This window comes from Mesorhizobium sp. LCM 4576 (assembly GCF_001854815.1).
GTDB lineage: Bacteria > Pseudomonadota > Alphaproteobacteria > Rhizobiales > Rhizobiaceae > Mesorhizobium > Mesorhizobium plurifarium.
The window spans coordinates 1-5212 of record NZ_MDDT01000080.1; the positions used below are offsets into that span (position 1 = coordinate 1).

At 59.7% G+C, this 5212-nt stretch carries 3 protein-coding genes; all 3 read right to left on the bottom strand.

All coding sequences use genetic code 11. From position 1 onward, the window contains the following. Nucleotides 1-1211: 1211 nt before the first annotated feature. Nucleotides 1212-2099, bottom strand: coding sequence for a hypothetical protein (locus LCM4576_RS31600; RefSeq protein ID WP_131803334.1), 888 nt, complete (start codon nucleotides 2097-2099; stop codon nucleotides 1212-1214). Between the two features lie 275 nt (nucleotides 2100-2374). Beyond that, a complete protein-coding gene (locus LCM4576_RS31605) occupies nucleotides 2375-2665 on the bottom strand; it encodes a hypothetical protein (protein ID WP_320411886.1) in 291 nt (96 codons plus the stop codon). A 629-nt stretch (nucleotides 2666-3294) separates the two neighbouring features. Beyond that, nucleotides 3295-4947: an MFS transporter gene (locus LCM4576_RS31610; RefSeq protein WP_071036273.1), complete on the bottom strand. Its 1653-nt coding sequence runs from the start codon at nucleotides 4945-4947 to the stop codon at nucleotides 3295-3297. Between the last annotated feature and the right edge of the window lie 265 nt (nucleotides 4948-5212).

Sequence of the window (5212 nt, forward strand, 5' to 3'; positions counted from 1 at the left end):
CGTCTCCGATCCAGGCAACAACGCATCGCCTAAAATGTGTGGAGCAACGACAGGCGACCCAACATGGTCGCCGCTCAGGAACCCCAAAGCGCGCCCAGGGCACCGAACCGGGAGCTCTGAAGAAACCACCTTGTCGGATCGGTAAATCGAGCAGGCCCTTGGCCGGGCCGACRCTCAAATACCTTTCGCTCRCAGTCGGGAGGTCGCAATCWCCTTCAACATCACCTGACAACCATTGCTCGCTTGAGGCGGAACGTAGCCCGGCTGACCTGACAACAAACTGAYGCGCTATGACAGCTGAGCAGAATCTGAGAGCCGCCGGAGCAGACCCTTGCATTTGGCCAAGGGACAAAGGCCGACTGAACTGACGTGCGAACGGTGTGACCGACGCGAGTACGTTAGACCGGGACCGTACTGTAATCAGGTCGCACGGTCAGCCACGGTCGTACTCGATCCTGAAGGACTGCATCGGAATAGAAAGCGATGCTTCCGGAACTTGGAGGAGGACATACGGCAGCGCGGCGCGCGGGAAAGTCACGGTGGCATGGCTATGAATGGCATTCTTGCGTTCGCATGGTGCCGAGACGGCGAACTCTGATAAACATGCGAATCGGCCAGCGTTGCTACTGCTTAAAGCTCGTCGGCTAGGCCGGTAGCCCTGGTGCACCCCCGCTAGAGCCCAAGCCGCTTTCTGGCCCTATAACAGAGCTTTTCAACGACCTTGAAACGGGGGGCGGCCCGGTTTGCTCATCCTCCCAGGAGGTCCCCGACGCGCTTCAAGCCGAGGTGGGACAGAGCTAACCGAGCCGCAGGTGCGCAATAACTAATCCAGCACACCAGGGCAACCCCGAAAAGGTTTTAGTTGCAACGGTTGGTTTTTTGTCGATCACAGGCCTTTTTGCCGCCCCATCCTATGCAGCCTCAAGCCGGATGACCTCTGAGCCGCTTCGCAATGGGTGTAGGCTAGTCTGCGCTATAGACCATGTTTGATCCCAGTCTTCTCGCAATGCTCGCAACAGGCTTGGAGCCGCTCGTTTTAGTCCTGTGCAGCGCATACCTCGCCCTGTCTCTTTTCGTTTGAGACAGGATAGATTAGTCCCATCGGGAGATCTGGTTCTTGCTGTAGAGGGTAGCGTCAATCGGGTCGCCTTCAACCCTCGGGCTTTACTTGGGATTCGGATCGGCTGGACTCGGTCGATCTCGCCTGCAGGTTATTCACGCGCAAGAACGGCCAGCTTTTTGTCGAGCTGGGGATCGATGTAGCCTTCCTCCAGAACCCTTAGGATCAGCTTCATAGCGGCTGCCTGCATCACCACGCGGTCGTCCTCGGGCAGTAGATCAAGGAGAATTGAAATTGTGGCCGGATCTTCGGAAACGAGCGCCGGAACCAGCTCGTCATCAGGGATGATCCTCTCAATGCCGATGATACCGGCCACGATCGGCAAATGGAATTTTCGGACATGGTCCTTGTGATAGGCATCCGCCCTCTCAATCTTTTCTAACTTTTCCGTGTCACCTGAAAACGCCTCACGTATGGCTAAGACGACCGCATCGCGGATTTGGTCAGCCTTTACCGCCACCTCTTTGGCTGCCCCGCCGACGCTCACGGCAAATTGGATGAGTTCATCGAGGCTTTGCCGGGCTTTATGCAGGTCGCCGACTGTCATTGGCGAGGGCAGTTCCCCAATTTCCTTTGCTAGACCGGACAACGAGTTCTGCGCGACCAGGAACTTGTCGCGATCGGTCTTCCTAGCTTCGGAAAGCTCTTCTGTCGAAACTGCTCGCCTGGACGGCCCAAAATATGGATTGTTCCATCTTTTGACCAGATAGGCTTCGCGCGCGCCGGRGTTGTCCGACCATTGCAGTTCTTCTTCTTCAGCTAAATGGGGCCCTCTGGACTCACCTTTAGCTCCATAGATCACATATTTGACGGCCTCTAAGCCGGCGGCCTCCCGCTCGGCAGGTGTCTTGGCCTTGCCCCACTGGGCGCCGAGCCGCTGAATCTCTTGTTCGTCCTGAAATTCCCGTAGCGCTTCTCCGCCCGCCCGTCCTGCCCGGAACGCCGCGATAGAGTCTCGCCAGAGCTTTCTGATTCCCACTGGGTGTCCCCCGGCCTTTGCGTTGAATCGTCCAATCGGCATGGGCGGGCACAGTAGCAGATTACATCCCAGGGCTGGACACTGCTGACGCGCGCCACAACAGATGCGGCATCTGACGGTTTCGTCTCGATTCCGCGGCAGCACGAACGATCCGATTCCGTCGACTGCTCCAATCTGCTCTGCGCTTGAGCAGAGACGCCGTTTCGAAGCTTGCCGCTGGGCACGTGCCTGACAGCCTTGACCGTAATGCACTAAGAGACAGCTCGAGCTTATCCCTATTCGTCGCTATCCTCGTCCTCGTTTTCATCGTCGGGCTGGTTCCGACCTGCATTATTCGCCTGCTCTTCGACATAYGCCTGGCAGCCTTCATTGAAAGATTGGCTGTCGCCGTTGCAATCTCGTTCGTCACTGATGTCGTTCCTTGCCGCCCAACTGTAGCCGGCCTCATGCCCGGAGCAATCATCCGTGCAGTCGTAGCCATGGAACGTCTCTTGCGCCGCCGCCGGAATGGCGAGCGAGCCGACCAGCGCCAAGGCACCTGCCGCAACAACGAATCTAATCATCATACAAACTCCGATCAAATCTCGGTGTCCGGTATTTTAGGAGGGTGGCGAAGATGAGGCTGATGGTCTGGGTACTTCAGGACCAGACTCCGGCGCAGGTGCACTCGCCGGCAACGGCAAGCACGATGCCGAATCAGGCAGCGGCCAAGCCGGGGAACATTCCCCMAAACCGAAGCGTCCTTAATGCTCTTGTTGGCACTGATGGCGTTACCCGCAGTGGGAAAGCACGAAGGAATTCGTGTCTCTTGCATGTACAATCGAAAAATCCGTCGGGATCTAATCTAGGCATCGATCCGGAGCGAGAACCGGAACGCGCCCGCAACGCGGCCCGCAGCCACGCCAGCTGAACACCCCGCAGAATTGAATTGAATGGACAGCCGATTGACTGGTCTGCCCGTTGTGTTTCGCTGATCTGTCTAAAACTTGAGCGACATACGACGGCAACGCGGAGCGCCCGGCGGCGCTTCGGCGCGGGACCGCAGCGTGCGCGTCGTTGGCACCACTGTTCGGCTTGTAGAGCTGCGGATATCGATCCCGCCGCGCTCTATCTCCATGGAACTTCGCGGCGGCCTTTGCCGTCCTTCATGATGMCTGCGCTTCGAGCAGTTAGCGATTACCAAATCGAGACGAGATCACCGTCGGAAAAAGAAGCTCCCCGACTGCTCCCGCCTTCGCGGTGCCCCGGTCGGCCGCTCGATCGCAAGCCTCGTGCGGGGCGGCAGATCTCCCGCCTGCAGTTCGAGTAGGCGCTGGTCCACCTCCTTGTCCTCCGCGGTCAGGCGGTGGTTGAGGCGAAGGTAGTCCATCCAGGTCGGCGTGCGGAATGTCTCCGTCCAATGCGAGGGTTCCTGGAGGTCGCGCTGGAGGTTCCAGTGCCGGGCGCCGGCCCGGCTCTGCACCCGTCGGCGCTCCCGCATCAGGTCCAGGAAAGCTTCGACATTGGCCTCCGGTATCGGGTACTCGATCTTGACGACAATCGGGCCGCTTCTCGACTTCAGGTCGAGGGCGAGCGCTGGCGTTTCGAAGCCAAGTGAATCCTGGTCGGCCTCTTTCCACTGGCGGATCGGGAGCAGCAATCCGGTGGCGGCGACCAACAAGAGAGCGCCCGCAGAGATCTCCAGCGCCAGGGCGAGCGAATAGTTTTCGGCCACCACGCCCCACAGCCAGCTTCCGGCCGCGACGCCTCCCGACGAGAGGGCCGAGTAGATCGAGAGCGTGCGGCCAACCACCCACCGCGGGCTCGACAGTTGTACGCTGACGTCAAGCCCCGTCCAGGTGACGACCCAGCCCGCACCTCCCAGCGTCAAGGCGATAGCCGCCACAACCAGCGAGRGCRTGAAGGCAAGCRCCAGGCAGCAGGYGGCGCAGGCGACGCATGCGAGCGTCGTCAGCCGCTCCTGTGACAGCGCCCGTCTCAGCGCGTTGTTGGAAATGCCGGCGCACAAGGCGCCCATGCCAAATCCGRCCATCAGTACGCCATAGGCGATCGGCCCTCCCTCGAGTTGGTCGCGAGCAACGAGAGGCAGTAGCGCGAGGATGGAAATGCTCGTCAGTCCGAACAGAGTTCCACGCGCGATTGCCGCCTTGATCTCACCTGACAGCGCGGTGAACCGRGCACCATCGTGAATGGCGGTGGTCAATGGCTCACGGGGAAGAGGCGAAGAGCGACCGTTCCATTTATTGAGTCCTATCGCCCACAGCATTGCCACATAGGTTAGCGTCGCCAGTGCAAAAGCCGTGAGTGGTCCGAAGGAGGCGACTACAACGCCGCCGAGCGCCGGACCGATGCTTCGCATGGCATTGTAGCCTACCGAAATCAGCGTGACCGCGGCCGGAACTTCGCGCTTTCGCAGGATGTCTCCGACGGAAGCATGCCAGGCCGGATCAGTGAAGGCAGCGCCGCATCCGGCCAGGCAGCTGAAGGCGAGGATCAGCCATGGATTGTAGAATCCCAGCCCGACAAGCGCGGTCAACATGATCGACGACACAGCGATCACGCACCAGCCCAGCGCCATGACGGTGCGGCGGCTGAAATTATCGGCGATGGCCCCGGCGAAGATCGAAAGGATGAAAACGGGCAACGTCGTTGAGGTCTGCACCAGGGCCACCATTACGTCCGATGTCGAGATAGTCGCCATCAACCAACTGACCGCAACCGTCTGAAACAGCCAGCCCAGACCGGACAGCTGTGCCGCGAGCCAGATTGCGCGAAACGTGGGGTTCTCCAGYGGCGCGAATGTCGCCGACGAAACCGAAGCCGCRTCCGCGCGCGCCGCCCTGCTCATTTGGCAACCCTCTCTGTTCGTGCACGGTTAGTTGGAGACTTCTCCTCGGCGCAATTGCCTCTGGAGAGTGGCAGGATCAGGGCATTATAAGTGCTGAACCGAAGTAATTTTCGTTGGCTGCTCCAAAGCTAAGACGGAATGTTCTGGCGGCATACCTGTCCATCGAGGGCCGTAGGGCCAATGAACCGTACGCCTCCGGCGAGGGCCGCCTTGCGCGAGCATGGCATGATAGCGAGGCTGCGCTCTTAAGGTCGTCCTTACGAGC